Origin of the sequence: Pseudomonas sp. IT-P12 (assembly GCF_949767465.1) — a bacterium.
Classification (GTDB): domain Bacteria; phylum Pseudomonadota; class Gammaproteobacteria; order Pseudomonadales; family Pseudomonadaceae; genus Aquipseudomonas.
Genome location: NZ_CATKPY010000004.1, coordinates 1 through 25,857, shown reverse-complemented (window position 1 = coordinate 25,857; position 25,857 = coordinate 1). Strand labels below are relative to the sequence as shown.

Annotated in this window: 26 protein-coding genes; 16 read left to right on the top strand and 10 right to left on the bottom strand. The window is 63.5% G+C overall.

Annotated elements, in window-relative coordinates:
- Positions 1 to 24: 24 nt before the first annotated feature.
- The gene (locus tag ACM6IM_RS02585; RefSeq protein ID WP_414864090.1) at positions 25 to 1,227 is read right to left on the bottom strand and encodes an MFS transporter; all 1,203 of its coding nucleotides are present in this window, start codon (positions 1,225 to 1,227) and stop codon (positions 25 to 27) included.
- Positions 1,228 to 1,496: 269 nt separating this feature from the next.
- On the opposite strand from ACM6IM_RS02585, the gene ACM6IM_RS02580 reads away from it, so the two are divergent.
- Positions 1,497 to 3,593, top strand: coding sequence for a mechanosensitive ion channel domain-containing protein (locus ACM6IM_RS02580; RefSeq protein WP_414864100.1), 2,097 nt, complete (start codon positions 1,497 to 1,499; stop codon positions 3,591 to 3,593).
- 84 nt (positions 3,594 to 3,677) lie between these two features.
- On the opposite strand, the gene ACM6IM_RS02575 is transcribed toward ACM6IM_RS02580, so the two are convergent.
- Entirely contained in the window at positions 3,678 to 7,988 is a 4,311-nt protein-coding gene (locus tag ACM6IM_RS02575) for a DEAD/DEAH box helicase (RefSeq protein ID WP_414864089.1), read from the bottom strand.
- A 298-nt stretch (positions 7,989 to 8,286) separates the two neighbouring features.
- On the opposite strand from ACM6IM_RS02575, the gene ACM6IM_RS02570 reads away from it, so the two are divergent.
- Both ACM6IM_RS02570 and ACM6IM_RS02565 read left to right on the top strand, forming a co-directional pair.
- A complete protein-coding gene (locus ACM6IM_RS02570; RefSeq protein ID WP_192309316.1) occupies positions 8,287 to 9,171 on the top strand; it encodes a sugar nucleotide-binding protein in 885 nt (294 codons plus the stop codon).
- Positions 9,164 to 10,093: an NAD-dependent epimerase/dehydratase family protein gene (locus ACM6IM_RS02565; RefSeq protein ID WP_192309313.1), complete on the top strand. Its 930-nt coding sequence runs from the start codon at positions 9,164 to 9,166 to the stop codon at positions 10,091 to 10,093. The genes ACM6IM_RS02570 and ACM6IM_RS02565 overlap by 8 nt, the downstream gene beginning before the upstream one ends.
- Before the next feature lie 79 nt (positions 10,094 to 10,172).
- On the opposite strand, the gene ACM6IM_RS02560 is transcribed toward ACM6IM_RS02565, so the two are convergent.
- The 5 genes from ACM6IM_RS02560 to ACM6IM_RS02540 all read right to left on the bottom strand — a co-directional run bounded on the left by ACM6IM_RS02560 (position 10,173) and on the right by ACM6IM_RS02540 (position 14,281).
- Positions 10,173 to 10,871, bottom strand: a complete 699-nt coding sequence (locus tag ACM6IM_RS02560; protein ID WP_192309311.1) for an OmpW/AlkL family protein — start codon at positions 10,869 to 10,871, stop codon at positions 10,173 to 10,175.
- A 211-nt stretch (positions 10,872 to 11,082) separates the two neighbouring features.
- Positions 11,083 to 11,601: a DUF3299 domain-containing protein gene (locus ACM6IM_RS02555; RefSeq protein WP_192309309.1), complete on the bottom strand. Its 519-nt coding sequence runs from the start codon at positions 11,599 to 11,601 to the stop codon at positions 11,083 to 11,085.
- A gap of 11 nt (positions 11,602 to 11,612) precedes the next feature.
- Complete coding sequence (locus ACM6IM_RS02550; protein ID WP_414864088.1) at positions 11,613 to 12,878, bottom strand: ABC transporter permease; 1,266 nt, start codon at positions 12,876 to 12,878, stop codon at positions 11,613 to 11,615.
- A 1-nt stretch (position 12,879) separates the two neighbouring features.
- The gene (locus ACM6IM_RS02545) at positions 12,880 to 13,590 is read right to left on the bottom strand and encodes an ABC transporter ATP-binding protein (protein ID WP_192309305.1); all 711 of its coding nucleotides are present in this window, start codon (positions 13,588 to 13,590) and stop codon (positions 12,880 to 12,882) included.
- A gap of 94 nt (positions 13,591 to 13,684) precedes the next feature.
- Complete coding sequence (locus tag ACM6IM_RS02540) at positions 13,685 to 14,281, bottom strand: DUF2796 domain-containing protein (protein ID WP_414864087.1); 597 nt, start codon at positions 14,279 to 14,281, stop codon at positions 13,685 to 13,687.
- A gap of 135 nt (positions 14,282 to 14,416) precedes the next feature.
- Between ACM6IM_RS02540 and ACM6IM_RS02535 the strand changes: the two genes are divergently transcribed.
- The gene (locus ACM6IM_RS02535; protein WP_201196877.1) at positions 14,417 to 14,755 is read left to right on the top strand and encodes a hypothetical protein; all 339 of its coding nucleotides are present in this window, start codon (positions 14,417 to 14,419) and stop codon (positions 14,753 to 14,755) included.
- An 89-nt stretch (positions 14,756 to 14,844) separates the two neighbouring features.
- Here the strand turns inward: ACM6IM_RS02535 and trxA are convergent, their stop codons facing one another.
- The 3 genes from trxA to ACM6IM_RS02520 all read right to left on the bottom strand — a co-directional run bounded on the left by trxA (position 14,845) and on the right by ACM6IM_RS02520 (position 16,937).
- Entirely contained in the window at positions 14,845 to 15,717 is an 873-nt protein-coding gene (gene trxA / locus ACM6IM_RS02530) for a thioredoxin (RefSeq protein ID WP_201196879.1), read from the bottom strand.
- Positions 15,718 to 15,807: 90 nt separating this feature from the next.
- A complete protein-coding gene (locus ACM6IM_RS02525; protein ID WP_414864086.1) occupies positions 15,808 to 16,476 on the bottom strand; it encodes a class I SAM-dependent methyltransferase in 669 nt (222 codons plus the stop codon).
- Positions 16,473 to 16,937, bottom strand: a complete 465-nt coding sequence (locus tag ACM6IM_RS02520; protein ID WP_414864085.1) for a YbaY family lipoprotein — start codon at positions 16,935 to 16,937, stop codon at positions 16,473 to 16,475. Before ACM6IM_RS02520 ends, ACM6IM_RS02525 begins: the two co-directional genes overlap by 4 nt.
- A gap of 127 nt (positions 16,938 to 17,064) precedes the next feature.
- Here ACM6IM_RS02520 and nrdR point away from each other — a divergent pair, with 127 nt between their 5' ends.
- The 12 genes from nrdR (at position 17,065) to ACM6IM_RS02460 (ending at position 25,849) form a co-directional block, all read left to right on the top strand.
- Positions 17,065 to 17,529, top strand: a complete 465-nt coding sequence (gene nrdR / locus ACM6IM_RS02515) for a transcriptional regulator NrdR (protein ID WP_192309293.1) — start codon at positions 17,065 to 17,067, stop codon at positions 17,527 to 17,529.
- The gene (gene ribD, locus ACM6IM_RS02510) at positions 17,526 to 18,659 is read left to right on the top strand and encodes a bifunctional diaminohydroxyphosphoribosylaminopyrimidine deaminase/5-amino-6-(5-phosphoribosylamino)uracil reductase RibD (protein WP_414864084.1); all 1,134 of its coding nucleotides are present in this window, start codon (positions 17,526 to 17,528) and stop codon (positions 18,657 to 18,659) included. The genes nrdR and ribD overlap by 4 nt, the downstream gene beginning before the upstream one ends.
- 45 nt (positions 18,660 to 18,704) lie before the next feature.
- Positions 18,705 to 19,382 (top strand): riboflavin synthase, encoded by a 678-nt coding sequence (locus ACM6IM_RS02505; RefSeq protein WP_192309289.1) that lies wholly within the window; start codon positions 18,705 to 18,707, stop codon positions 19,380 to 19,382.
- 16 nt (positions 19,383 to 19,398) lie between these two features.
- The gene (gene ribBA, locus ACM6IM_RS02500; protein WP_192309287.1) at positions 19,399 to 20,490 is read left to right on the top strand and encodes a bifunctional 3,4-dihydroxy-2-butanone-4-phosphate synthase/GTP cyclohydrolase II; all 1,092 of its coding nucleotides are present in this window, start codon (positions 19,399 to 19,401) and stop codon (positions 20,488 to 20,490) included.
- 91 nt (positions 20,491 to 20,581) lie between these two features.
- On the top strand, positions 20,582 to 21,058 hold the full coding sequence (gene ribE, locus ACM6IM_RS02495) for a 6,7-dimethyl-8-ribityllumazine synthase (protein ID WP_003228649.1): 477 nt from the start codon (positions 20,582 to 20,584) through the stop codon (positions 21,056 to 21,058).
- The gene (gene nusB / locus ACM6IM_RS02490) at positions 21,055 to 21,555 is read left to right on the top strand and encodes a transcription antitermination factor NusB (RefSeq protein ID WP_192309285.1); all 501 of its coding nucleotides are present in this window, start codon (positions 21,055 to 21,057) and stop codon (positions 21,553 to 21,555) included. The genes ribE and nusB overlap by 4 nt, the downstream gene beginning before the upstream one ends.
- Positions 21,556 to 21,573: 18 nt before the next feature.
- Positions 21,574 to 22,539 carry a thiamine-phosphate kinase gene (gene thiL, locus ACM6IM_RS02485; RefSeq protein WP_414864083.1) on the top strand — a complete coding sequence of 322 codons (966 nt, stop codon included), beginning with the start codon at positions 21,574 to 21,576 and terminating at the stop codon, positions 22,537 to 22,539.
- Positions 22,536 to 23,039 (top strand): phosphatidylglycerophosphatase A, encoded by a 504-nt coding sequence (locus ACM6IM_RS02480; protein WP_192309281.1) that lies wholly within the window; start codon positions 22,536 to 22,538, stop codon positions 23,037 to 23,039. The genes thiL and ACM6IM_RS02480 overlap by 4 nt, the downstream gene beginning before the upstream one ends.
- Positions 23,040 to 23,060: 21 nt before the next feature.
- Positions 23,061 to 23,798, top strand: a complete 738-nt coding sequence (locus ACM6IM_RS02475; RefSeq protein ID WP_414864082.1) for a substrate-binding periplasmic protein — start codon at positions 23,061 to 23,063, stop codon at positions 23,796 to 23,798.
- A 217-nt stretch (positions 23,799 to 24,015) separates the two neighbouring features.
- Positions 24,016 to 24,633, top strand: a complete 618-nt coding sequence (gene ribA / locus ACM6IM_RS02470; protein WP_192309277.1) for a GTP cyclohydrolase II — start codon at positions 24,016 to 24,018, stop codon at positions 24,631 to 24,633.
- Complete coding sequence (locus ACM6IM_RS02465; RefSeq protein WP_414864081.1) at positions 24,630 to 25,049, top strand: MFS transporter; 420 nt, start codon at positions 24,630 to 24,632, stop codon at positions 25,047 to 25,049. The genes ribA and ACM6IM_RS02465 overlap by 4 nt, the downstream gene beginning before the upstream one ends.
- The gene (locus tag ACM6IM_RS02460; RefSeq protein WP_414864080.1) at positions 25,049 to 25,849 is read left to right on the top strand and encodes a cobalamin-binding protein; all 801 of its coding nucleotides are present in this window, start codon (positions 25,049 to 25,051) and stop codon (positions 25,847 to 25,849) included. Before ACM6IM_RS02465 ends, ACM6IM_RS02460 begins: the two co-directional genes overlap by 1 nt.
- Positions 25,850 to 25,857: the final 8 nt, after the last annotated feature.

The following is a 25,857-nucleotide window of genomic DNA, read 5'->3' as shown; positions in this document are numbered from 1 at the left end:
GAACAAGCTCGCTCCTGCAAAGGATCAATGGCCGGTGACGATGTGGGTCGAGCCCGGGGCATTCACCGGGCCAAGGCGATCGAGACGACCGCTCCACAGGGTCAGCGCCAACGCCACCAACACCACCAGACCACCGATCCATGCCGTGTGAATCAGCCCCATGTGGGCGACGATCAAGCCACCGCCCCACGCGCCACCGGCAATCCCGAGGTTGAAGGCGGCGATGTTCAAGCCGGAGGCGACATCCACGGCGTGGGGGGTGTGGTGTTCGGCCTGGCGTACGACATACACCTGCAAACCCGGCACGTTGCCGAACGCGACTGCGCCCCAGACCAGTACGGTGGCCAGCGCCAGCCATGGATTGTTGGCGGTGAAGGTCAGCATGAACAACACGGCGGCGAGCAGGGCGAAGACGATTTTCAGCGCGCTGATCGGGCCGCGCTTGTCGGCCAGCTTGCCGCCCCAGATATTGCCGACGGCCACCGAGAGGCCGTACACCAGCAACACCAGGCTGACGGTGCTGGCGCTGAAACCGGACAGGTCCTGAAGAATCGGCGCCAGGAAGGTGAAGGCGATGAACGATCCGCCGTATCCGATCGCCGTCATTGCATAGACCAGCAACAAGCGCGGTTGCTTGAGCACCTGCAATTGCTGCAACAGGGACGCCGGCTTGTTGTGGGCGATATTGTTCGGCACGTAGAGCAGGCTGCCGATGAACGCGACCACACCCAGTGTCGAGACAGCGAGGAAGGTTTCGCGCCAGCCGAAATGCTGGCCGATGAAGGTCCCCAGCGGCACCCCGGTGACCAGTGCTACGGTCAGGCCGGTGAACATGATGGCAATCGCGCTGGCGGCTTTCTCCTTCGGCACCAGGCTGGTGGCGATGGTCGAACCAATCGAGAAAAACACCCCGTGGGCCAGGCCGGTGACAATCCGCGCGATGATCAGCGAGTCATAGCTCGGCGCTTTCCAGGCCAGCAGGTTGCCGAGGGTGAACAGCACCATCAACGACAACAGCAGCCGCTTGCGCGGGACCTTGCCGGTCAGGGCCGTCAGTACTGGCGCGCCAACGGCAACGCCCAGGGCGTAGAGGCTGACCAGCAGGCCGGCGGACGGCAGGCTGACGCCGAGGTCGGCGCCGATGGTGGGTAACAGGCCAACGATGACGAACTCGGTCGTCCCGATGGCGAAAGCGCTGAGCGTCAGCGCGAGCAAGGCAATGGGCATGGCTGCCACTCCAGTGGTTGATTGATGGAGCGCAGTCTCGGGGTTTGGGTCATGCGGAAAAATACAGGGATAAGCATTTGATATTTGCGTGCTGATCAAATATCGACTGATCAATAGGGTGCCCTGGGGAACGGTTGGTGATTCAACGCCATTTGGGAGACCTCATCGTTCTCAAGCCTGATGTGTGAACTTGCCGGCCAAATGCCAATCAGTTCCTTACAGACCCTTTTTGAGGAGCTCCCCCCGTTTTGTTCAAGTTCAATACCGCGATGTTGCTGGGGGCGTTGCTGATTTTTGCCAGCAACGTACTGCAAGCCGAACCGCTGCCGGGTGTTCCGGCCACCGCCGAGGAGTCGGCGAAACCCGAGCCCCTGGTTCAGGGCGGGTTGTTGGGGGCGATCAGTTCGAGCATCGATGATGTCCAGGACAAACTCGACCTCAACGAAAACCTGGTCGATGCCTGGCGCCTGCGGGCGGATCGGGCGGCGGATGAAGTCGGCAAGCTGGTGAACCAGCCGTCGTCGCGATCGCCCATGAGCGTGGTAGGCGACTTCCTGCTGCTGTCCGGTGTGTGGCTCGGCGTCTTCGCCTTGCTGACCGTGCTGGGTGGGTTGCTGGCCCGACGCCTGAGCCAGGGCCGCTGGCTGCGCCAGCGTCATCGGGGGCAGGACCTGCTCGGTTATGTGTTGCCCTACACCTTGCCCGCCGTGATCTGCCTGCCGCTGACCCTGTATGTCAGCCATTTCCTGCCTGCCTCGGTGGGCCGGGCGCTGGCGCTTTGCTTTGCCTACGCCACCAGTAGCGGCATTTTCTCCACGTCGATGTTCCTGTGTGTGGTGGTCTTGTTCAAGACCGGCCACAAGCGCCCGGCCGTGCAGATCATCCGTGACTACTGCCCTCGACCGCTGTTCCTGATCGGCTTTCTCGCGGCGCTCAGTGATGCCCTGACCAGCCCGCAGATCGCCCGCCAGCTGGGGGGCAACATCACCAGCAGCATCGCGGTGTTCACCGGCCTGTTTGCCTCGATCATCTTCGGCCTGCTGGTGATTCGCCTGCGTCGCCCGGTGGCGCACCTGATCCGTAACCGTTCGCTGGCGCAGCGCCTGAAACAGCCTTCGTTGCAGGAGTCCCTGCGGATTTTTTCCGGGTTGTGGTACTGGCCGATCCTGTTGATGGTGCTGGTCTCGGTGATCAACCTGATCGGTGTGGGCGAAGACAATCAAAAGGCCCTGCGCTGCGCGTTGTTCACCACTGTGCTGCTGATCGCCACGGTGTTCCTCAGCACGATTTTCCAGCACCTGTTCAAATCCCGCAAAACCGAGGCGATCCAGCGCAGCAGTGCCTACAAGGAGCGTTTCCTCAGCTTGCTGCATGCGCTGTTGCGGATTGTCATGGCCGTGGCGTTCATCGAAATCCTCGGGCGGATCTGGGGGGTGTCGCTGTTCGAATTCGCCGAGCGCAATTCTGTGGGACGGGCGATCAGCGATTCGTTGAGCAGCATCGGCCTGATCCTGCTGGTGACGTGGTTGTTGTGGGTGGTGCTCGACACGGCGATCCAGGAGGCGTTGAAGCCACCGGTCAACAAGCGCTCGGCGCGCCAGCCGAGTACGCGGGTCAAGACCATCCTGCCGCTGCTGCGCAACGCGATCAAAATCATCCTGGTGGTGATCTGCGCGATCACCACCATGGCCAACCTGGGGATCAACGTTGCGCCACTCCTGGCGGGTGCCGGGGTGGTCGGCCTGGCCATCGGTTTTGGTTCGCAGCAACTGGTGCAGGATGTGATCACCGGCCTGTTCATCATCATCGAAGACACGTTGTCGGTCGGCGACTGGGTGGTGCTCGACTCCGGGCATGCCGGCACGGTCGAAGGCCTGACCATCCGCACCTTGCGCCTGCGCGACGGCAAGGGTTTTGTCCATTCGGTGCCATTCGGCCAGATCAAGGCCGTTACCAACCAGTCGCGGCAGTTCGCCTTTGCGTTTTTCTCCGTGCAGTTCACCTACGACACCGATGTCGACCAGGCCATCGCCTTGATCCGCGAGGCCGGGGATTCGATTCGCGAGGATGCGTTTCTCAAGTACAACCTGCAAGGGCCGCTGGACGTGTTCGGCGTCGACAGGATGGACCTTAACGGCGTGGTGCTGACGGCGCAGTTCCGAACCGTGTCAGGTGGCCAATATGCGGTCAGTCGGGCGTTCAACCAGCGTTTGAAAAAGCTTGTGGATAACAGCCCGTGGGTGCATTTCGCGCAGACTTATCCACAGCAGGTGCTGATGCCGAAGCGGCAGGTGGAGCAGGTTGAACAAGAGGCTGGGCCGCAGGAGCATGCGGGGGTGGTGTTGCCGGATCAGTCGCGAACCTAGTGGTTGGGGCAGGCCTTATCGCGAGCGGGCTCGCTCACAGGGAGACATCTTGCCTTGTGGGAGCGAGCCTGCTCGCGATGGAGGTCAATGCCGGACCAGTTTGCTGTTCAGCTCGGCAATCCACGGATGATCCGGTTCGACCCAGAACACCGGCTTGCCGGCAATCACCGCCGCCACCGGCAAACCATCGCGGTACACCAGCCGGTTGCTTGCCAGCGCCGGTACTTTCGCCCCTGGCAGCAGGGTGCCGGCCAGGTTCAGTGGGTCAACCCCGCACACCGCGATCAAACTCCCGTCATGCGCCCGCCGCCTAACTTCGCGCAGCAAAGGGATGGCTTCGGGCAACGCGAACTGTTCGCCGGCCAGGCCACTGACAAAACGCCCACCGCGAATCTCGCCGCGAGCCTCCAGGCGATGGAAGGTGCGCAACAGTTCGCGCCAGCTCGGCAACCACTCCGCTTCGCGTTCCAGCAGCCGCCAGAACACCACGCCGTAGCGCCGCAGCAAGGTCATGGCGATATGTTCCAGGGTCTCGCTCGCCACCGGCGCTTTCCTGTCCGCCAGCGGTGCCGGCGGCCCGCGTCGCAGCAGCGCCCAGCGCCCGGCATCGTCCATGCCGCCGATGAATGCCCCACGCCCGCGTCGACTGCTGCGGGCCTGGCGCTTGCTGGCGGGGGTGATCAGCGCGCGCAATCCGGCAAAGCTGTCGGCATTCACCCAGCCGGCACCGACCAGTTCCTGCAAGGCGATTTCCAGTTCCGTGTGCAGCAGATGGGCTTCATGAACCAGCTCATCGAAAAACAGCGCGCCGTGCTGGCTGAGGGCGTCGTAGACCTTTTGCGCTTTCGGCGACAGTTCGCTGACCGGCGTCTGTTCAGTCAGGCCGCTCCACAAGCCGACCTGACTGCGCGGCAGCAACACTATCGGCGTGCTGCGCAATGCGCTGCTGGCGCTTTTGTTGTGGCCGGTCAGGCGAGTCCACACCAATTTGCCGCTGCGGCACAGATCGTCCAGCCAGCTCGCCGAATAATCCTTGATGCGCGCCGGCAACAGGTCGCTGTCCCAGGCCGACGCGGCGGCGGGGTAGCCTTCGAACTGGCCGACAATCGCTGGCAACACCGCGCTGCCCTTGCCCTGGCTCGTGGCCGACAGGTGCTGCCAGTCGAACAGGAAACGCATGAAGTCCTGCAACGACACCGGTTCGATTTCCCGGCGCAGACGCTTGACCGTGTAGCGATGAATCCGCGCCAGCAGATGCCGTTCGCACCATTGCTCCTGGTCTGCATCGGGGGTGAATCGTCCTCGCAGCACGTGACCTTCGCGTTCCAGTTGCGCCAGCACCTGGACGACCTGCGCCGGTGGTAATTGCAAGGGATCGGCAATCGCTTCCAGCGATAACGGACCAAAGGCGCCGAGCCGTGCGCGCAGGACTTCCACCAAGGCGTCATCGGCTTGCCAGGCCTCATCGAATCCCGGCAACGCCTGCAGCGGGGGCAGCAGATCGGCCTGTGGATAAATCGCCTGCAGACAGGTCAGCCGTTCCAGTGGCAACCATAACGCCTGGCCGCCAGCCATCTGCAGACGGCTGGCGCGTCCCTGCCCGGCAAGGCTTTCCAGCCAGGTCGTCCAGGGTGAGTGGGCCTGTGCCTCGGCCTCGGTGAGACAGGCCAGGGTCATCAGCGTTTCCTGCATTTCGTCGACGCTGGTCGGTGCTGGCCAGGCTTCGTCGCGCACCGCCTGAATCGCCTCGGCATCCAGCGCACCGAGGTCGTCGGTGGATTGCGCATCAGTCCAGCGTCGGTTGAGGACCGCTTGCGTGCGCCGTTCTTCCAGCGGCGCATCGTCGAGAAAGGTGTAGGGCCGGGCGCTGAGGATTTCTGCCGCCAGCGGCGAGGGGGCCGGCAGGTCGCGGCTGATCAGGCGAACTTCGCCGCACTCCATGCGCCGCAACAAGGTGAGCCAGCCTTCGCAGTCCATGGCGTCGTGCAGGCAATCGTCGAGGGTCTGCTCTACCAGCGGATGCTCGGGAATCTCGCGCTCACCCGCCAGGTTTTCCACGCAGGCGATCTGGTCGGGAAACACGCTGGCGATCAGGTCTTCGCTTTTCATCCGTTGAATCTGCGGCGCGACTTTGCGACCGCCGGTAAAGCGCGGCAGTGCCAGCGCGACCCCGGCGTTCCAGCGCCAGCGCACACCGAACAGCGGCGCTTCGAGCACCGCCTGGATCAGCAGGTGCTCGGCGCTGTTGCTGTGCAGGTAGCGCCAGACCTCGTCCAGCTCGAAGCTGTGGCTCGTGGACAGCGACAGGACTATTGCGTCTTCGCTGGCGGCGGCCTGCAATTCGAAGTTGAAGGTGCGGCAGAACCGCTTGCGCAGGGCCAGGCCCCAGGCGCGGTTGATGCGGCTGCCGAACGGCGTGTGGATGATCAACTGGGTGCCGCCGGATTCGTCGAAAAAGCGCTCCATCACCAGCGTGTCCTGCGAGGGCAGGGCGCCCAATGCCAGGCGCGCGCGGGCGAGGTAGTCCAGCAGTTGTTCGGCACTCGCGAGTTCCAGGCCGAGGGTGTCGGTCAGCCAGTCGAGGGCCGGTTGCAGGTTGCCCGGCGTGGCCCCCAACAGCTGATCGAGTTGCCCTTGCAGGCGCGCCACGGCAAACGACAGTTCGGTGCTGCGCCCGGGTGCTTCACCCAGCCAGAACGGAATGGTCGGCGGTTGCCCGTGCGCATCCTCGACCCGGACCTTGCCGGTTTCGACCCGCAAAATGCGGTATGAGGTGTTGCCAAGCTGAAAGATATCGCCAGCGATGCTTTCCACGGCGAAGTCTTCGTTGACGCTGCCAATGTTCAGGCCCTGAGGCTCCAGCAGCACGCTGTAGTCGGCGTTGTCCGGGATGGTGCCACCGCTGGTCACAGCGGTCAGCCGACTGCCCCGGCGTGCACGCAAGGTTCGGGTCAACGCGTCGCGGTGCAGGAACGCGCTGCGGATGCCTTGGCGACCGTTGTAGCCTTCGGCGAGCATCTGCAGTAATGCCTGAAAATGGTGTTCGTCGAGCCCGGCGTAGGGCGAGGACTTGCGGAACATCTCCAGCAAGGCCTGCTCCTGCCATTCCTGGCAACTGACCTCGGCGATGATCTGTTGGGCCAGCACGTCCAGTGGTGCCCGTGGAATCTGCAGGGTGTCGAGTTCTCCCCGGCGCACGCAGTCGAGCAGGGCGGCGCACTCGATCAGGTCATCGCGGGTGGTGGCGAACAGACGGCCCTTGGGCGTACCGCCGACCTGGTGGCCGGAGCGACCGACCCTTTGCAGAAACCCGGCAATCGAGCGTGGCGAGGCGATCTGGCAAACCAGGTCCACATCGCCGATGTCGATCCCCAGTTCCAGCGACGCCGTGGCGATCAGCACCTGCAGGTCGCCGCGCTTGAGCCGCTGTTCGGCGTCCAGGCGAAATTCTTTGGCCAGGCTGCCATGGTGGGCGGCGACCGCTTGCTTGCCCAGGCGCTCGCTCAAATGCCGGCTCAGGCGCTCGGCCAGGCGCCGGGTGTTGACGAAAATCAGCGTGGTGCGGTGTTCGCGGGCGAGGGCAGCGAGACGGTCGTAGACCAATTCCCACACATCATTGGCCATCACCGCCGACAGCGGCACGGGCGGCACTTCAATGCCCAGGTCCCGTGGGCGGGCGTGGCCGATGTCGATGATTTCACAGGGGCGATCGCGCCCGACCAGAAAGCGTGACACCGCCTCGATGGGCTTTTGCGTGGCGGACAGGCCGATGCGCATCAGCGGCGTCGAGCACAACGCCTGCAAGCGCTCCAGGCTCAGGGCCAGGTGGCTGCCGCGTTTGCTGGCGGCGATCGCATGGATTTCGTCGACGATGACCGTGCGCGTGGATTTGAGCAGGTGCCGGCCGGAATCGGAGCCCAGCAGCACGTAGAGGGATTCCGGAGTGGTCACTAGGATGTGCGGCGCGGTCCTGCGCATCGCCGAGCGCTCTTTCTGCGGCGTGTCGCCGGTGCGCACGGCCGTGCTGATCCGCAGCTCGGGCAAGCCCATGGCGCGTAACTGCGCGGTGATGCCGGCAAGCGGGGCCTGCAGGTTGATCTGGATATCGTTGGACAGGGCCTTGAGCGGCGAGACGTAGACCACCAGCGTTTCGTCGGGTAGGCCGGCGGCGGTTTCCAGGCCACGGTGGACCAGATCGTCGAGGACGGCGAGGAACGCGGTGAGGGTCTTGCCGGACCCGGTGGGCGCGGCGATCAGGGTCGAGCGGTGCTGGCGGATCAACGGCCACGCCCGGGCCTGGGCGGCGGTGACCGTCGGGAAAGTGCTGCTGAACCAGGCGCTGACGGCGGGGTGGAAGCCGCTCAGCGCACTGTCTGCGGGGATGGGCAGGTTCATGAGTGAATTTATGCGGGCGGGGGCAGGAAGATGCAAGTGCCACTCATGATTTGCAGCGACCTTGATGGCCCTTTCGCGAGCAGGCTCGTTGCCACAGAGGATCGCGCCACCCGGTGGGAGCGGGCCTGCTTGCGAAAACGCCAGTCGCCACACCACCCAACCCGGACATCTACACTTTACGGATGACGGTTGCGCACTAAACCCGCAAAATGCAACGATTCCGACAATTATCGACGGCATCGCCGACCTGCGATGTCGATACAGCCATTGTTCCAATAAGACTGGGCCTGCTGACTCTATGCGAATGCGCCTTATGTTACTGGGCGGCGGAAATGCCCTTGGGCAGGCGCTGATTCGCCTCGGTGCGGAGGAAGACATCGGCTTCCTCGCCCCCCGCCCACCGCAGGACGGCTGGGACGCCGCGAGCCTGACGCAACTGCTCGACGACACCCGCCCGGACGCGTTGATCAACCTCGCCTACTACTTCGACTGGTTTCAGGCGGAGACGGTCAGCGAGTCGCGTCTGGCCGGGCAGGAGCGGGCGATCGAGCGTCTGGCCGAATTGTGCCAGCATCACAACATCGTCCTGCTGCAACCGTCGAGCTATCGCGTGTTCGACGGTTCCCGGGCAACCGCCTACAGCGAGAAAGACGAACCGGTACCGCTGGGCCTGCGTGGCCAGGCCTTGTGGCGGATCGAGCAGAGCGTGCGCGCCACCTGTCCGCAGCATGTGTTGCTGCGCTTCGGCTGGCTGCTCGATGACAGCCCCGATGGGACCCTCGGGCGATTCCTGGCCCGTGCCGAACACCCCGAGGAACTGTTGATGGCCGATGACCGCCGGGGTAATCCGACACCGGTGGACGATGCGGCCCGGGTGATCATCTCGGTGCTCAAGCAACTCGATTGCGCGGCGCCGCTGTGGGGCACCTACCACTACGCCGGGCACGAAGCGACCACGCCGCTGGCCTTGGGGCAGGCGATTCTGAGCGAAGCCCGCGCGCTGCATCCGCTGGCCATCGAGGAGCCCACCGCCCAGGCCCACGCCGCGCGCCCGGACGCTGCCGAAGAGCCGCAACACGCTGTGCTGGCCTGCAAGAAAATCCTTCATACCTTCGGGATCAAGCCCCGCGCCTGGCGTGCGGCTCTCCCGGGCCTACTGGACAGGTTTTATCGCCATGGCTGACGGCCCCGTTCTGATCACCGGTGGTGCCGGTTTCATCGGCTCGCACCTGACCGATGCCTTGCTTGCCAAGGGTTATTCGGTCCGAATCCTCGATGACCTGTCCACCGGCAAGCGCAGCAACCTGCCGCTGGACAATCCGGCGATGGAACTGGTCGTCGGCGACGTCGCCGATGCGGCCCTGGTCGCGCAGGCCATGCGCGGTTGCAGTGCGGTCGCGCACCTGGCGGCAGTGGCGTCGGTGCAGGCCTCGGTGGACGATCCGGTGAAGACCCACCAGAGCAATTTCATCGGCTCGCTGAATGTCTGCGAAGCGATGCGCCAGGCCGGCGTCAAGCGCGTGCTGTTCGCCTCCAGCGCGGCGGTCTATGGCAACAATGGCGAAGGCGAGTCGATTGACGAAGACACGCCCAAGGCACCCCTGACGCCGTACGCTTCGGACAAATTGGCCAGCGAACATTACTTCGACTTCTACCGTCGCGAGCACGGGCTGGAGCCGGTGATTTTCCGCTTCTTCAACATCTTTGGTCCGCGACAGGATCCGTCCTCGCCGTATTCCGGGGTGATCAGCATTTTCAGCGAGCGCGCACAGAAGGGCCTGCCGATCAGCGTGTTCGGCGACGGCGAGCAGACGCGGGATTTCGTCTACGTCGCCGACCTGGTCGAGCTGCTGGTGCAGGCGATCGAGCAACCGCAGGTGGACGTCGGCGCCGTCAACGTCGGCTGGAACCAGGCCACCAGTCTCAAGCACATGCTCGATGCGTTGAAGCAAGTGGTGGGCGAGCTGCCCCCCGTGAGTTATGGCCCGGCGCGATCCGGTGATATCCGTCATTCGCGGGCCAACAACCAGCGCTTGCGCGAGCGTTTTGTTCTACCGGCACAGACGTCGATGAGTGTCGGCCTGGCACGTTTGCTGGGGCGCTGATCGTCACTGCACGGGAATGAAAAAAGGCGCCTTCGCAGGCGCCTTTTTTTGCAGCTCGTTCCCACCACGTGAACGATTTTCAGAACTTGTAGCCCAGGCCCACCATGTAGATGAACGGGTCGACATCCACGTTGACCTTGGCCCGTGTGCCCGGTGCGACCGCGTTGTTTTCCACGGTCGCCTGGGTGTCGATGTCGATGTAGCGCACTTGGGCGTTGAGCAGGATGTTGTCGGTGATCATGTAGTCGGCGCCGACCTGGAAGGCCATGCCCCAGGAGTTTTTCGCCTTGAAGTTGCTGAAGCCGTTGGCCTTGGCATCGCTGCTGAGGTCTTCGTCGAAGATCCAGGTGTAGTTGATGCCGGCGCCGACATACGGCTGGAACGCGGACTTGGCGTCCAGCGGGTAGTACACGACGCTCAAGGTAGGCGGCAGGTGTTTCAGGCTGCCGAGTTTGCCGTTGGCGGCAGGCAGCGCGGTGTTCTTGATCTTCACGTCATGCTGGAACGGCGTGGCCGCCAACAGCTCGATACCCCAGTGGCTGTCGAGCATGTAAGCGAAGTTCAGACCCAGCTGGGTGTCGCTGTCCATGGTCGCCTTGCCGCCCAGGTCGGCACCTTTGAGCGGGCCTTGGTCGACCTTGACGCTGGAGCTGTCGGCTTTCGGGTTGACGGTGATTGCACCGGCACGGATGAGGATGTCGCCGGCTTCGTGCGCATGGGCAATGGGGGCGGCAAGCGCGAGGGCGAACAACGATGCGCTGAGCAAAGACTTTTGCATGGGGGCTCCAGAAGGACGTTGAAATGTTTGATGTCCCAATGGTACGGAGCCGTCTGATACGGTCTTTTGATTCAGCTCAATGAAACAGTGATAGCCCGGTTTTTTGCGGAACCATCGCAAACAGGCTCGCTCCCACAGGGTTGATGTTGCCCTCGGTGGGAGCGAGCCTGCTCGCGACAGCTATCGATCATGCGAAGTCAAACCCGCAGATTCACTCCGGCAATTCATACATGTAGATCTTGTCCGCTTCCATCTGATACCCGGCATCCGCCAGCTCGCTGGTCGACGCTTTCACCTGCAGCGCCCCTTCGATCCAGTACGGCTGATACAGCTCATCGAGCTTCACCCCGACTTCGCTTTTCACATGCACGATCTGGTTCGACGGCGGTGGCGGCACGTGGATGCAGGCGCCGAAATACGGCACCAGCAGAAACTCCGTGGTACGGCCTTCTTCACTGACTTCCAGTGGCACGATGTAGCCCGGCAAGCGAATGTTCTGTCCATCGAGGCTCTTGACCACCGGCGCATTGGGCATGTCCTGTTTCGCGGCGGGCGCCGACTCGGCGGAGAGTGCGTTGCCGATCTGCGACAGGTCGTGCAGGGGTGTCATGTTCGGCACTTCCGGCATCGCATCGGGCGGGATCATTTCCGACCAGGTCAACTCTTTCGGTTCGGCCGCCCACAGCGGCAGGGCGACCAGCATCAACAGCGCAAGCACGGCGCGGGGCATCATTAACGTCCTCATAGTCGGATCGACAGGCCATCGGCCAGGGATTGGCGATAGGCACGCCAGGCCGGCACGCTGCCCATCAGCAGCGCGGCGGCCAGGATGCCACCGAGCAGCGTCCATTCATATTCGCTGGGCCAGGCCAGTGGCAAATACAGACCATAATTGGCCTGCACGTAGCCCTGCGCGGCGGCGATGCCCAGGTAAAGCAGAGCCACGCCGGCGATCACGCCCGACAGTGCCAGGGCGAACGCTTCCAGCACCAGCAACGTCGCGATGTGCCAGGGGCGGGCGCCGACCGAACGCAGAATCGCCATCTCGCGTCGGCGTTCGTTGAGGCTGGTGAGAATCGCCGTGAGCATGCCGATCAAACCGGTGAGCACCACGAACAGCGAGACCACGAACAAGGCTTTTTCCGCGGTGCTCATCAAGCTCCACAGTTCCTGCAGTGCCACGCCCGGCAGGATCGCCAGCATCGGTTCACCGCGGAATTCGTTGATCTCGCGCTGCAGCGCGAAGGTCGAAATCTTGCTGTTGAGGCCCAGCATGAATGCAGTGATCGCCTGGGGCGTCAGGTCCATGTTGCGCGCCTGATCGGCGCTGATCCGGCCGTTGCCACGGGCCGGCACACCGTTGTGCCAATCGACGTGAATCGCTTCCATGCCACCCAGGCTGATGTGCAGCGTGCGATCCACCGGGGTGCCGGTGCGCTTGAGAATGCCAACCACGGTGAACGGTTTGTCGTCGTGCTTGACCAGGCTGATCGCCGCCACGCCGTGGGCCAGCACCAGTTTATCGCCGAGCTTGTAATGCAGCGCATCGGCCACTTCGGCACCGAGCACCACTTCAAAGGGATCACTGGCGAAGGCCCGACCGTCGGCCAGTTCCAGGTGTTGCTGGCGACCGTATTGATAGTGCTCGAAGTACGCCTCGGTGGTGCCCATCACGCGATAGCCACGGTGGGAATCGCCGAGGGACATCGGGATCGCCCATTTCACTTTCGGGTTGCTGGCGAAGTGTTCGAAGCTGTCCCAACGGATGTTGTTGGTGGCGTTGCCGATGCGGAACACCGAGTACAGCAGCAGGTTCACCGAACCCGAGCGCGCACCGACGATCAGGTCGGTGCCGCTGATGGTGCTGGCGAAACTGGCCTTGGCTTCGGTGCGCACGCGTTCCACGGCCAACAGCAGGCAGACCGACAGGGCGATGGCGAACGCAGTGAGGATCGCGGTGAACCGGCGATTAGCCAGGCTGGCCATGGCTAGACGAAACAAATACATCTCAGACCTCTGCGGGCGTGGCGGCGCGATTGAGTTCGGCCAGCGACAGGTTGCGATCGAACAGCGGTGCGAGGCTCTGGTCATGGCTGACGAACAACAGGCTCGATCCCGCTTCACGGCATTCGGCGAACAGCAGGCGAATGAAGTTTTCGCGCGCGTCGTAGTCCAGAGCGGACGTCGGCTCGTCGGCGATCACCAGTTCCGGTTGACCGATCAACGCCCGCGCGGCCGCGACCCGCTGTTGCTGGCCGATGGACAATGAGTCGGCACGGCGACCGAGCAGGCTGCCATCCTTCAGGCCCAGGTGCGCAAGGAGGGTGGCGGCGGCCTGGTCGACACTGCCGTGGCGCTGGATCGCACGTTCTGCGCGCAGCCTGGAAAAGTGGCAGGGCAACTCGACGTTCTCGCGCACCGAGAGAAACGGCAGCAGGTTGAACTGCTGGAAGATGTAGCCGGTGTGATCGACCCGGAAGCGATCACGTGCACCGGCGCCGAGCTCGGTCAGTTCCTGGCCGAGCAGGCGAATGCTGCCGCGATCCGGCTTCTGCACGCCGCCCAGCAGACCGAGCAGGGTGGTCTTGCCGCTGCCGCTCGGGCCCTTGAGGAACAGGGTTTCACCCGGCTCCAGGCGAAACGCCGGGATGTCCAGCAGTGGCGGGTGACCGGGCCAGCTGAAGCCCAGGTCGGACAATTCGATAAGTGCTTGAGTCATGTGAAACCGGTTGAATGAGTGGGTAACCCTGTGGGAGCGAGCCTGCTCGCGGTGTTCATGCGTCCATCGCGAGCAGGCTCGCTCCCACAGGTCATCAGTATTTCAGCGCCGCCGCCTTCGCCGTCACTTCAACGCCTTGCTGGCCGCTCGGGCTGATCAGTTGTACCTGAATTTTCTGGGTGGCCGGGAAGGTGTTGAACACATTCGCCAGGTCCAGGGTCTTCAATGCGCCCGGTGTGGAACAGGTGAACTGGTAGTGCGCATGGATTTCGCTGTGGTCGTGAGGGTGTTCGCCCTTGGCCTCGTCATCATGATCGTGATCATCGTCAGCCTCGGGTTTGTCGCCGAACAACGGGCTTTCCAGTGCCTGACTCGCCACCACGCAACCGGCGGCTTTTGGCAGGTTGAACAGCGCCAGCGGTTTTTCCAGTTGCGCACGGACCGCAGCGACTTTGGCCTTGTCGGCGTCCGTGGTGGCGGCGTGTTCGAAACCCACCAGGTTCATCGCCGGGCTTTCCAGCTCCAGCTCCAGGGTCTGGCCATCCAGCGCGGCGTTCAGGCGACCGACACCATGTTCGTGTGCGCCGAGGCTGCCGTGCTCATGGTCATGGTCGTGATCATGTTCCTGCGCCGCATGAGCGACAGCCAGTGGTAACAAGGCAAACGGCAGAGCGAGCAGCAGACGACGCATGATGAATCTCCGGAACTCAGGATGAATAAATTGTTATGTAATCTTATAACGTAAGTGCGGAGAGTTTGACCGTCTGCTTGGCGTTGCACAAGTCCCATGGGAGCATGTGGGTCAGAAATAGGTGGGAGCAGGTTTATGTTGCGGATACGCGGAACCATCGGCGACTGGCCGGTGGATTTGACCCTGGAGATGGACGACGCCGACTGGGCGCGCCTTGGTGCGCAGGTGCAGGTGGTCAAGTCCGAAGCCAGCGAGGCGCCGGCCAAAGCGCTGAATCAGGACGACACGCAATGGCAGGTCGCGAAAGACCTGTTGCGCAACGCCGGGCAATTGAGCGGGCCGGACCTGCTCGATCAGCTGGAAGGGCTGACCGGCAGCGCGGCAGCGGGCAAACGCCTGCTGGTGCGGTTGCGCCATTGTTCGCAGGTCAAGGTGACGAGCGGCGGGGATACGCCCTTGTACAGCTGGCTGTAGGCGCGAGCCTGCTCACGAAAAGCGTCGGGGCACCGTGGTCTACAGGTAGTCCCGATCATCGTTGACGCCCAGCGCGAGCAACGTGGCGATCAGTACAGCGCGGCAAACAACTTGCGGCGGTAGGTGGTCACCAGCGGGTGATCATTGCCCAGCAGTTCGAACACTTGCAGTAAGGTCTTGTGCGGCAAGCCTTCGCTGTAGCTGCGGTTGCGGATGAACAGCTTGAGCAGCGCATCCAGCGCCGCATCGTACTGCTGACGGGCCAGTTGCTGGATCGCCAGTTGATACACCGCTTCATCGTCTTGCGGATTCTTCGCCAGGCGTGCCTTCAGGTCGGCGGCATCCGGCAGGTCCTTGGCCTGGCCAAGAAACTGAATCTGCGCTTTCGCGCCCGCCAGGGCCGCTTTGTGTTCATCGCTTTTCACCGCGTCGAGCACGGTCTGCGCTTCACCCAGTTCGCCGCGCTCGGTCAGGCAGCGGGCATAGAGAATCAGCGCCCCGGCGTTGCTGTTGTCTTCACCCAGCAGTACGGTGAGCACGGCTTCGGCGTCGGCGAAACGGCTCTCGTCGAACAACGCCTGCGCCTGTTCCAGCGGATCGGCCGCAGCCGGTGGCGGCATTTGCACGTGCGGCTCGAGCAGCGCCCGTACGGCCGACTCCGGTTGCGCGCCGGCAAAGCCGTCGACGGGCTGACCATCCTTGAACAGCACCACGGTTGGCAGGCTGCGAATGCCGAAACGGGCGACGATGTCCTGCTCGACATCGCAGTTGACCTTGGCCAGCAGCAACTCACCCTGATAGCTCTCGGCGATGGTCTGCAGCATGGGCATCAGCACTTTGCAGGGCGCACACCATTCGGCCCAGAAATCCACCAGTACCGGTTTGTGGAAGGAGTTCTCGATCACCGACTGCTCGAAGTCGGCGGTCGTGGCGTCGAAGATGTAGGGCGTTTCCTGACTCATGGGGGATCTCTTGGAAGCGTGAATAGGGGCACTATACGACCTGGCGGGGTGTGCCTGAAAGCGGAGCGCGGTTGAGAGCTGTGTTGCCTGTCAGGAAGTCTTCAACTGACGGCGGGCGTGATACAGGCTCACATGCCGGAACTCTTCCGGTTCCGCCAGATCCGGCAAGGTCATGGCTTCGAGCATCTCGATGCGCCGATACATCGGGTGACGAAAATCCCTGACCCGCGAATCGGCTACCAGCGCTTCTTGGCCGCGACTCAAAAATTCATCGAGCAGTGGCAGGTTCGCCCGGTCGTACAACACGTCGGCCACCAGGATCAGGTCGAAACGATCAGCCTCGGCAAAAAAGTCCGCCGAGTAGTCCAGGTGCACGTCGTTGAGCGCTGCGTTCGCCCGACACGCGGCCAGCGCCAGCGGGTCCAGGTCGCAGGCCACCACCTGCAGCGCACCGGCCTTCGCCGCAGCAATCGCTGCGACCCCGGAGCCTGCGCCGAAATCCAGCACGCGCTTGCCCTTGACCCAATGCGGGAACTCGGCGAGATAGCGGGCAACCGCCAGACCGCTGGCCCAGCAGAAACTCCAGTACGGCGGCTCATGCAGAATCCGCCGGGTTTCTTCCGGGCTGAACGCGCGGTCCATGCGTTCACCGTCGATCAGCCAGAGCTTGAGTTCGGTGCCCGGCAACTCGCACACCACCAGCCGGGCATCGCCCAGCAGTTCACTCAATGGCTGCTGCAGGTCGAGCGGTGCAATCATGGTGCTTTGACAAATTGCAGCTGGCCCAGGGCCTGGGTCGTCGGTTGGGTGATGAGCTGCGAAGGCAGGTGCAGGATCAGTTGGCCGGACTGGCTGGCGCGACCGCGCAATTCAACCCGGGCACCGGCGGGGAAGGACTCGGGGTTGAAACGCAGGTGAAACGGCAACAATTGATTGGTGCCGATCAGGCTGGAACTGGCGAGCAATTGCTGCGGACGGTCCTTTTCGTCGATCACCAGCAGCGCCAGTTCGACTTCGGCGCCCTGGGGCACGCCTTGCAGGGTGCCGCTCAATTCCCGCTGGTGAGCGGGCAGCGGGCCCAGCTCGGTCGACTGCCGGGCTTTCTTCTGCGCCGTCTCAGGGGCGGGCCCGGGCGTGGGGGGCTGGGGCTTGGGGGCGTCGCTGCCGCAGGCCACCAGCAAGCTGAAAACACTGAGCAGTACGAGCGGTTTTAGGGACATTTGCGGCTCCAGCAAGGTGAAATCCATGAATAGACACGATTGTCAGTCTGTATACCGCAAACCCTATGGCTTGTCTTGCCACCGGGATGCGCTACCATGGCCCTCCCTTTTTTTGTTGCCTGCCACCATGCACTGTCCCTTCTGCGGTGCCAACGACACCAAGGTCATCGACTCGCGTCTGGTCGCCGAGGGCGAACAGGTGCGCCGCCGGCGCGAATGCCTGGCCTGCGGTGAGCGTTTCACGACGTTCGAAACCGCTGAACTGGTGTTGCCGCGCCTGATCAAAACCGACGGCAGTCGCCAGCCGTTCGACGAAGAAAAACTCCGCGCCGGCATGCAGCGGGCGCTGGAGAAGCGCCCGGTGAGTGTCGAGCGTCTCGAATCGTCGCTGGTGCACATCAAACACAAACTGCGCGCCACCGGCGAGCGCGAGGTCAAATCCCTCGTGGTCGGTGAGCTGGTGATGGCCGAGCTGAAAAAACTCGACGAAGTCGCCTACATCCGTTTCGCCTCGGTGTATCGCCGCTTCCAGGACCTCAACGAGTTCCGCGAAGAGATCGATCGCCTGGCCCGTGAGCCGGAGAAAGAATGAGCGCACCCGCCGAGCAGGCCATCCTCGACGCCCATTACATGGCCCGTGCCCTAGAACTGGCGCGCAAGGGCCATTACACCACCCACCCCAACCCGCGGGTCGGCTGTGTGATCGTGCGTGACGGGCAGATCGTCGGCGAAGGCTGGCATGAGCGCGCCGGCGAATCCCACGCCGAAGTCCACGCGCTGCGTGCCGCCGGCGACCTGGCCCGCGGCGCCACCGCTTACGTGACCCTCGAGCCCTGCAGTCACCACGGCCGCACACCGCCCTGCGCCGATGCGCTGATCAATGCCGGGGTTGCCCGCGTGGTCGCGGCGATGCAGGACCCCAACCCGTCGGTCGGCGGGCGAGGCCTGCAACGTCTGGCCGAGGCCGGCATCGCGGTTCATAGCGGGGTGCTGGAGGGCGAGGCGCGTCTGCTCAATCAGGGTTTCCTGAAACGCATGGAGCACGGTCTGCCGTTCGTGCGGGTCAAGTTGGCCATGAGCCTCGACGGCCGCACAGCGATGGAAAACGGTGAGAGCCAATGGATCACCGGCCCGGCGGCGCGTTCGGCAGTCCAACGCCTGCGGGCCCAGGCCAGCGTGGTGCTGACCGGTGCCGACACGGTGCTCGCCGATGGCGCTCGTTTGACCGTCCGCCCCGACGAATTGGGCCTGGATGCCGGGCAAACCGCGCTGGCCATGAGCCGTCCACCGTTGCGCGTGCTGATCGATGGCCGCCTGCGCGTGCCGCTCGATGCACCGTTCTTCAGGGCAGGCCCGGCGCTGGTCGCCACTTGCATGGCCGTCGAGGAACAATACGCCAACGGTCCGGAGTGCCTGATCGTGGCGGGCGGCGATGGCCAGGTCGACTTGCGTCAGTTGCTGGTGGAACTGGCCCATCGCGGGGTCAACGAGGTGCTGGTCGAGGCCGGCCCGCGCCTGGCGGGTGCCTTTGCGCAGCAGGGGTTGGTGGACGAATTCCAGATATTCATTGCCGGCAAGTTTCTCGGCTCTTCGGCCAGGCCGTTGCTGGACTGGCCGCTGGAGCACCTGAAGGATGCGCCCGAGCTCAAAATCACTGACATTCGCGCGGTTGGCGATGACTGGCGAGTCACTGCCATTCCTGCACCGAAGGCGAGCGTATAATCCCGGGCTGCGCCACACGACGGCCCTGTTCTCGAGGAGGACTCCATGTTTACCGGCATCATCGAATCCATCGGCAGTATTCGTGCATTGACCCCAAAAGGCGGAGATGTGCGGGTACACGTAGAAACCGGCAAGCTCGACCTGAGCGACGTCAAGCTGGGTGACAGCATCGCGGTCAACGGCGTGTGCCTGACCGCCGTCGAATTGCCTGGCAATGGCTTCGCGGCGGACGTCAGTCGCGAAACCCTCGACTGCACCGCCATGAACGACCTGAAAAGCGGCAGCCCGGTCAACCTGGAAAAAGCCCTGACCCCGACCACTCGCCTTGGCGGGCATCTGGTCAGCGGTCATGTCGATGGTGTGGGCGAAGTGGTTGCCCGTACCGAGAACGCGCGTGCCGTGGAGTTCCGCATCCGCGCCCCGAAAGAACTGGCCAGATACATCGCCCACAAAGGCTCGATCACCGTCGACGGCACCAGCCTGACGGTGAACGCGGTCGATGGCGCCGAGTTCCTGCTGACCATCATTCCGCACACCCTCAGCGAAACCATCATGGCGTCGTACCAGCCAGGTCGCCGGGTGAACCTGGAAGTCGACCTGTTGGCCCGTTACCTGGAGCGTCTGCTGCTGGGCGACAAGGCGGCCGAGTCTGGCTCCTCACAGAAGCCTGGCAGCACCATTACCGAAAGCTTTCTGGCCCAAAACGGCTACCTCAAATCCTGACCCAAGGGGGTGCCTTGTGGCGCTCAATAGCATCGAAGAACTGGTTGAAGACATCCGCCAAGGCAAGATGGTCATCCTCATGGATGACGAAGACCGCGAGAACGAAGGCGACCTGATCATGGCCGCCGAGTGCTGCCAGGCCGAACACATCAACTTCATGGCCAAGCACGCCCGTGGCCTGATCTGCATGCCGATGAGCCGCGAGCGCTGCGAGCTGCTCAAGTTGCCGCTGATGGCGCCACGCAACGGTTCCGGTTTCGGCACCAAGTTCACCGTGTCGATCGAAGCGGCCACCGGCGTGACCACCGGCATCTCCGCCGCCGACCGGGCGCGCACCGTGCAGGCCGCCGCCGCGAAAGATGCCAAGGCTGAAGACATCGTCAGCCCGGGCCACATTTTCCCGCTGATGGCCCAGGCCGGCGGCACCCTGGCCCGTGCCGGCCACACCGAAGCTGCCTGCGACCTGGCGCGCATGGCCGGTTTCGAGCCGAGCGGGGTGATCTGCGAAGTGATGAACGACGACGGCACCATGTCCCGTCGCGCCGAACTGGAAGCCTTCGCGGCCGAGCACAACATCAAGATCGGCACCATCGCCGACCTGATTCACTACCGGATGATCCACGAACGTACCGTTCAGCGGATTGCCGAGCAGCCGCTGGACAGCGAACTGGGCCAATTCAACCTGGTGACCTATCGTGATTCCGTGGAAGGCGACGTGCACATGGCCCTGACCCTGGGCACGGTCTGCGCCGAAGAGCCGACCCTGGTGCGGGTGCACAACATGGACCCGCTGCGGGACCTGTTGATGGTCAAGCAGCCCGGTCGCTGGAGCCTGCGTGCCGCCATGTCCGCAGTGGCCGAGGCCGGCAGCGGCGTGGTGCTGTTGCTCGGTCACCCGCTCGATGGCGACGTGTTGCTGGCGCATATCCGTGAAACCGGCGATCACGTGGCGGTGAAAAAGCCGACCACCTACAGCACGGTCGGTGCCGGTTCGCAGATCCTTCGGGACCTGGGCGTGCGCAAAATGCGCCTGATGAGTGCACCGATGAAATTCAATGCGATATCCGGTTTCGATCTGGAAGTTGTAGAATACGTGCCCTCCGAATAATGACCGGTTGTTCCCGGCCCTGAATTCGCGGCAAATAAATCACTGAGGGACGCGTAGCAGACGCGTCCCGGCTCTTTAAGAGATCTGACGAATGACCCTGAAGACCATCGAAGGTACCTTCATCGCCCCTAAAGGCCGCTACGCTTTGGTAGTGGGCCGTTTCAACAGCTTCGTCGTTGAAAGCCTGGTCAGCGGTGCCGTTGATGCCCTGGTTCGCCATGGCGTGAGCGAAAGCGACATCACCATCATCCGCGCACCGGGCGCCTTCGAAATCCCGCTGGTTGCGCAGAAAGTCGCTCAGAAAGGCGAGTTCGCGGCAATCATCGCCCTGGGCGCAGTCATTCGTGGCGGTACGCCGCACTTCGAATACGTGGCGGGCGAATGCACCAAGGGCCTGGCCCAGGTGTCCATGGAGTTTGGCGTACCGGTCGCTTTCGGCGTCCTGACCGTCGATTCCATCGAGCAGGCCATCGAACGTTCCGGCACCAAGGCCGGCAACAAAGGTGCTGAAGCTGCCCTGTCCGCTCTGGAAATGGTCAGCCTGCTGGCGCAGTTGGAGGCCAAGTGATTAGCGACGATAGCGATCGTTTCAACCCGCGCGATCCAAAGCCTGCGGATGCCGGCAAGCCATCGAAAAGCGTCAAGCGTCGCGAAGCCCGTCAGCTCGCAACGCAGGCGCTGTATCAATGGCACATGGCCAAGCAGTCGCTGAACGAGATCGAAGCGCAGTTCCGGGTCGATAACGATTTCACCGATGTCGATGGCGCTTACTTCCGGGAAATCCTCCACGGGGTGCCGGCGCAGAAGGACAAGATCGACACGGCCCTCAAGCCTTGCCTGGACCTGGCCATCGAAGAGCTGGACCCGGTGGAACTGGCGGTGTTGCGCCTGTCCACCTGGGAACTGCTGGAGCGTGTCGACGTGCCGTACCGCGTTGTGATCAACGAAGGGATCGAGCTGGCGAAAGTCTTCGGTTCCACCGACGGCCACAAATTCGTCAATGGTGTGCTCGACAAGCTGGCCCCGCGTCTGCGTGAAGCCGAAGTGAAGGCGTTCAAGCGCTGATTGGCGCTTGAGTCTGCGATGGGCGAGTTTGAGCTGATCCGCCACTTCTTCGCCGCCGCGCCTTGCGCGCAGGGCGGCGAAGGCGTTGCGCTGGGGATCGGCGATGACTGCGCCTTGCTCGCTGTTCCCGTGGGGGAGCAGTTGGCGGTTTCCACCGACACCCTGGTGGCCGGTGTGCATTTCACCGACCCCTGCGAGCCGTTTCTGCTCGGCCAGCGCTCGCTGGCCGTGGCCGTCAGTGATCTGGCGGCCATGGGCGCCACGCCCGTTGCCTTTACCCTTGCCCTGACCTTGCCGACGGTGACTGCCGATTGGCTGCAAGCCTATGCCCGTGGTTTGAACCTGATGGCCCAGCAGTGCGGCGTGGCCTTGGTGGGTGGCGACACCACCCGCGGGCCGTTGAGCCTGACCGTGACCGTATTCGGTCGCGTGCCGGCCGGCAGTGCGCTGACCCGCAGCGGCGCCCGGGTGGGCGATCTGTTGTGCGTCGGCGGCGAGTTGGGCAATGCCGCAGGCGCCTTGCCGCTGGTGCTGGGGGAGCGTACCGCGCCCGCCGCAATCGCCGACCCGCTGCTGGCGCATTACTGGTCGCCACAACCTCAACTCGCGCTGGGCCAGGCGCTGCGCGGCAGGGCCACTGCGGCGCTGGACATCTCCGATGGCCTGCTTGCCGATTGCGGGCATATCGCGCTGGCGTCGAAGGTCGGTATCGAGGTCGAACGGCACCGGTTGCCGCTGTCGAACGCTCTGGTGGCCCTGCTCGGCCAGTCCGGCGCCGAAGAAGCCGCCCTGAGCGGCGGCGATGATTACGTGCTGGCCTTCACCCTGCCATCCGTCGAGTGGCCTCGTCTGCTGGCAGAAGGTTGGCCCGTTCATGTGATCGGGCAAGTGGTCCCGGGGCAGGGCGTGGTGTTACGCGACACCGACGGGCAGGACATCACCCCGCCAACGCGGGGCTATCAACATTTTCGGGAGACACCGTGACAGATCATCCCAAGCAGGTTCCGGCGGAATTCGTGCCGCCATCGGTCTGGCGCAATCCCTGGCATTTCCTGGCATTCGGCTTCGGTTCGGGCACCTTGCCTAAGGCGCCTGGCACCTGGGGTTCGTTAGTTGCGCTACCCTTCATTCCGTTGTGGCAGATGTTGCCCGACTGGGGGTACTGGCTGATGCTGGGCGTCACCATGCTGTTCGGCTTCTGGCTATGCGGCAAGGTGGCCGACGATCTGCGGGTACACGACCACGAAGGGATCGTCTGGGACGAAATGGTCGGCATGTGGATCACCCTGTGGCTGGTGCCGGAAGGCTGGTACTGGTTGCTCGCGGGTTTTGTCGTGTTCCGTTTCTTCGACATTCTCAAGCCCTGGCCGATCCGCTGGATCGACCGGCATGTGCACGGGGGCGTCGGGATCATGCTCGACGATGTACTGGCCGGGGTGTTTGCGTGGCTGGCGATGCAAGGATTGGTATGGATTTTCGCCTGAGTGGCGAAGCAGGGGACTGGGATGGTTCGACGCTGGTTGGCGGTGACGGTATTGGCAATGTTTGGCGCGCTTGCCCAGGCGGGGGAGGCCGAGCCTGCTCCCTCGGTTATCCACCTGGCCAGTGAAGACTGGGAAGATTACACCGCCGCGGACGGTCACGGCCTGGGTTGGGATGTGCTGCGGGAAGTCTTCGAGCCGGTCGGCGTCAAGCTGGACATCCGCACCGAGCCGTACACCCGCGCCATCGGGCTGGCGCAACGCGGCGAAGTGGATGCCTGTGTCGGCGCCTATCGCGATGAAACCAGCGATCTGCTGTACCCGCAGTGGAATTTCGACACCGACCACATCTATGCCCTGGGCCTGGCCAGCAGTCCGGTGCCAACGGCGCAGACGCTGGGCAATTATCGGCTGGCCTGGGTGCGTGGCTACGACTACCAGGATTACCTGCCCAACATTACCCGCTATAACGAAGTTGTGCGGCGCACCGGCATCCTGTCGATGCTGCTGCACGACCGCGCCGACTATTACATCGATGCGTTGACCGAGGTGGACTACGTGATTCGGCGGGCCAGGGACCCTGCCCAGTTCCGCCGCACGCACATCGCCGAACTGCCGCTGTACCTGTGCTTTGCCGACAACCCCAAGGCGCGCAAATTGATGGCGCTGTTCGACCAGCGTATGGAACTGTTGGTCAAAAGCGGCCAGTTGAGACCGATCTTCGAGCGCTGGAAGCAACCTTACCCGTTTGATTCGAATTGACTGCGCTCAGTGGGGTAGCCTGCTCGCGATGTAAGGTGTGTCAGCGGCAGGCAGGTTGAATGAAGCACCGTAATAGTGAGCAAGTTCGCTCCCACAGGGGCTGTCATCCAACTTTTAGATCGTTATGTCCCACAATTCAGCCTGAGCGTCTCCCGGAACGTGCTGTTACAATGCCGCGTCTGCGAAACTCCAGTACCCCTAGATCAGGAGCACCCCGGTGTCCGTCGTTTTTGTCGCCGCTTGCAAGCTGCCCATGCCTTTTGCGCAATTCACCATGCACGGTTTTCTCGATGAAGAGAGCGGGCGCGAGCATGTCGTACTGAGTCTGGGTGAGTTCGACGACGGCGCCCCGGTGCTTGGCCGATTGCACTCCGAGTGCCTGACCGGCGACGCCCTGTTCAGCCAGCGTTGCGACTGCGGTTCGCAACTCGAAGCCGCCCTGCGGGCCATCGCCCGTGAAGGTCGTGGCGTGTTGCTGTACTTGCGCCAGGAAGGCCGTGGCATTGGTCTGCTGAACAAGATCCGCGCCTACGAATTGCAGGATGGCGGCGCGGACACCGTTGAAGCCAACGAGCGCCTGGGTTTTGCTGCCGATCAGCGTGACTACGCCATGTGCCTGCCGATGCTGCAACACATGGGGGTCAAATCCCTGCGCCTGATGACCAACAACCCACGCAAGGTCAAAGCCTTGACCGACATGGGCATCGTGGTTTCCGAGCGCGTGCCGTTGCACACCGGGCACAACCCGCACAACAAGCTCTACCTGGCGACCAAGGCCAGAAAGCTCGACCACATGATGGGTAACGAGCACCAGGGCGAGGTCGATCCGGCGTGACCCGAGGTCAAGTGCGGCGTCGACTCTCCGTCAGCTGGTGGCAATACCTGGCGCTGGCCTTGTTGCCGTTGTTCGTGATCAACGGCGTGTTCGGCACCAGCGAGCCGATTCTGCCGGTGCTGGCGATGCCGATGTTCATTGCCGGCGTGGCCTCCATGTTTGTCAGCCTGAAGTTTTTCCATCGCTACAAGCATGCGCTGATCGCCACCGGCAAAGCCCTCGATACGCCTGAAGAACCTGCCGCCTGGATTACCCTGGCGGCCCGTCGTCGTGCGGCGTTCATCGCTGCCGGGTTACCCGCCTGGATCGGTGCACTGGCGGTGTTCGTGGGGCTCGAAGCGGTACCGCTGGTGCTGTTGGCGATATCGACCGCCGTGCTGTTCTACCTCTACCGTATCCCGCGTCAACTCAGCTGATGTCGCGTGTCTGGCTGGCGATCCTGCTGCTGGCCGTCGGCGGGGTGGCCGGTGCGGCCGGGCGTGTGGTCAGTCTCGCGCCATCGCTGTCCGAAATCGTGGTCGAGCTGGGTTCCGCCGACTTGCTCGTGGGGGTGCTGGACGCCGGCGAGCGCCCGGACGAACTCAAGAACCTGCCGTCCGTTGGCCGCTACGGCCAGTTGGACATCGAGCGCCTGCTGAGCCTGCAACCCGATTTGCTGTTGCTCTGGCCCGGCAGTGTCAGCCCGGCCCAGCGCGACCAGCTGCAGCGCCTGGGCATTCCCACCTATGTCGCCGAACCGCACGACCTTGAACAACTCACGGCGCAAATAGAAGCCATCGCCGTCCAACTTGGTCGACCCGAGCGCGGCGTTGCATGGGCCAGCGATCTACGCGAGCGCCTGGCGGCCCTGCGCCAGCGTTATCGCCGCGATGAGCCGTTGCGGGTCTTCTATCAGGTCTGGGATCGACCGCTCTACACCGTGGGCGGCGGGCAAATCATCAGTGACGCGTTAGAGGTGTGCGGGGCGCGCAACGTATTCGCCGACCTGAAGTTGCCGGCGCCGCAGGTCAGTGTCGAAGCGGTGTTGCAGCGTAATCCCGAGGTGATCGTCGCCAGCGAGCGGGCGCAGCTCGAGGCGTGGAAGGCGTGGCCGAGCGTTGCGGCGGTGGCGCAGGGGCGCTTGCGTGCGGTGCCGGACAAGGGCCTGGAGCGGCCAAGCGGGCAGATGGTGGGGGCGGTGGCCAGGTTGTGTGAGGTGATAGCGCCGGACCGTTGAGACCGCGG

Coding starts and splice junctions, on each gene's coding strand:
- ACM6IM_RS02585 (WP_414864090.1), bottom strand. CDS start 1,227: ATGCCCATTGCCTTGCTCGCGCTGACGCTCAGCGCTTTCGCCATCGGG.
- ACM6IM_RS02580 (WP_414864100.1), top strand. CDS start 1,497: ATGTTGCTGGGGGCGTTGCTGATTTTTGCCAGCAACGTACTGCAAGCC.
- ACM6IM_RS02575 (WP_414864089.1), bottom strand. CDS start 7,988: ATGAACCTGCCCATCCCCGCAGACAGTGCGCTGAGCGGCTTCCACCCC.
- ACM6IM_RS02570 (WP_192309316.1), top strand. CDS start 8,287: ATGCGAATGCGCCTTATGTTACTGGGCGGCGGAAATGCCCTTGGGCAG.
- ACM6IM_RS02565 (WP_192309313.1), top strand. CDS start 9,164: ATGGCTGACGGCCCCGTTCTGATCACCGGTGGTGCCGGTTTCATCGGC.
- ACM6IM_RS02560 (WP_192309311.1), bottom strand. CDS start 10,871: ATGCAAAAGTCTTTGCTCAGCGCATCGTTGTTCGCCCTCGCGCTTGCC.
- ACM6IM_RS02555 (WP_192309309.1), bottom strand. CDS start 11,601: ATGCCCCGCGCCGTGCTTGCGCTGTTGATGCTGGTCGCCCTGCCGCTG.
- ACM6IM_RS02550 (WP_414864088.1), bottom strand. CDS start 12,878: ATGTATTTGTTTCGTCTAGCCATGGCCAGCCTGGCTAATCGCCGGTTC.
- ACM6IM_RS02545 (WP_192309305.1), bottom strand. CDS start 13,590: ATGACTCAAGCACTTATCGAATTGTCCGACCTGGGCTTCAGCTGGCCC.
- ACM6IM_RS02540 (WP_414864087.1), bottom strand. CDS start 14,281: ATGCGTCGTCTGCTGCTCGCTCTGCCGTTTGCCTTGTTACCACTGGCT.
- ACM6IM_RS02535 (WP_201196877.1), top strand. CDS start 14,417: ATGTTGCGGATACGCGGAACCATCGGCGACTGGCCGGTGGATTTGACC.
- trxA (WP_201196879.1), bottom strand. CDS start 15,717: ATGAGTCAGGAAACGCCCTACATCTTCGACGCCACGACCGCCGACTTC.
- ACM6IM_RS02525 (WP_414864086.1), bottom strand. CDS start 16,476: ATGATTGCACCGCTCGACCTGCAGCAGCCATTGAGTGAACTGCTGGGC.
- ACM6IM_RS02520 (WP_414864085.1), bottom strand. CDS start 16,937: ATGTCCCTAAAACCGCTCGTACTGCTCAGTGTTTTCAGCTTGCTGGTG.
- nrdR (WP_192309293.1), top strand. CDS start 17,065: ATGCACTGTCCCTTCTGCGGTGCCAACGACACCAAGGTCATCGACTCG.
- ribD (WP_414864084.1), top strand. CDS start 17,526: ATGAGCGCACCCGCCGAGCAGGCCATCCTCGACGCCCATTACATGGCC.
- ACM6IM_RS02505 (WP_192309289.1), top strand. CDS start 18,705: ATGTTTACCGGCATCATCGAATCCATCGGCAGTATTCGTGCATTGACC.
- ribE (WP_003228649.1), top strand. CDS start 20,582: ATGACCCTGAAGACCATCGAAGGTACCTTCATCGCCCCTAAAGGCCGC.
- thiL (WP_414864083.1), top strand. CDS start 21,574: ATGGGCGAGTTTGAGCTGATCCGCCACTTCTTCGCCGCCGCGCCTTGC.
- ACM6IM_RS02475 (WP_414864082.1), top strand. CDS start 23,061: ATGGTTCGACGCTGGTTGGCGGTGACGGTATTGGCAATGTTTGGCGCG.
- ACM6IM_RS02460 (WP_414864080.1), top strand. CDS start 25,049: ATGTCGCGTGTCTGGCTGGCGATCCTGCTGCTGGCCGTCGGCGGGGTG.